This window comes from Metabacillus fastidiosus NBRC 101226, from assembly GCF_001591625.1.
Taxonomy (GTDB): domain Bacteria; phylum Bacillota; class Bacilli; order Bacillales; family Bacillaceae; genus Metabacillus; species Metabacillus fastidiosus.
The window spans coordinates 1-722 of record NZ_BCVG01000234.1; the positions used below are offsets into that span (position 1 = coordinate 1).

1 protein-coding gene is annotated in these 722 nt (G+C 39.2%); it reads right to left on the reverse strand.

Going from position 1 to position 722, the window contains the following annotated elements; genetic code table 11:
* Nucleotides 1–722: RNA-guided endonuclease TnpB family protein (locus tag BFA01S_RS21580; RefSeq protein WP_156484010.1), on the reverse strand; the 722-nt coding region annotated here is incomplete at both ends.

Genomic DNA, 722 nt, shown 5'->3' on the forward strand with positions numbered 1-722 from the left:
TTGCAAATGTCTTTCCAACAATGACTAGCTGTTTTCCGTACCATTTGCATTTGTACTCCAGCATCGTTCTAAATTGTGACCAGGATGCTTCACTGATTGCTTTTGCAAGATTTCGATTCTTTAACATATTACTTACTGACAAATCTTCCATACCGATGATGTCGTGGTTTTTGACAAGTTCAGTTGAAATTTTGTCCAAGTAATCTTTTCTTGCATTTGCAATCTTTTCGTGAATACGGGCTACTTTGATTTTCGCTTTGTACCAATTAGATCCGCCTATCATTCTTCTACTCATGATTCGCTGTGCCTTAGCTAATTTTTCTTCTAATGTGCGGAAGAATCTAGGGTTTAAGTAAGTGACTCCGTTAGAAAGAACGGCAAAATCTCTTAGGCCTAGATCAATGCCAATAGCTGAATTCGTTTTAGGCAGCTCTGTCACTTCTGTTTCCGTTGCTACGGACACAAAATATTTACCAGAAGGGTTGCGTCTAATGGTTGCACTCATGATTCTTCCTGCCACCTCACGACTTTTGGCAAAACGAACAAGGCCTAGCTTCGGTAATTTAATATGACGGTCCATTACAGCAATATTTCCATTTGTCTGTTTCGTCGTATAAGACTGAACAGGATTTCTTTTCGATTTAAAGCGTGGTTCTTTATTCTGCTTTTTATAGTACCGACTGTAAGAATCGGCTAAGTTCTCAACCGATTTCTGCAAGGCT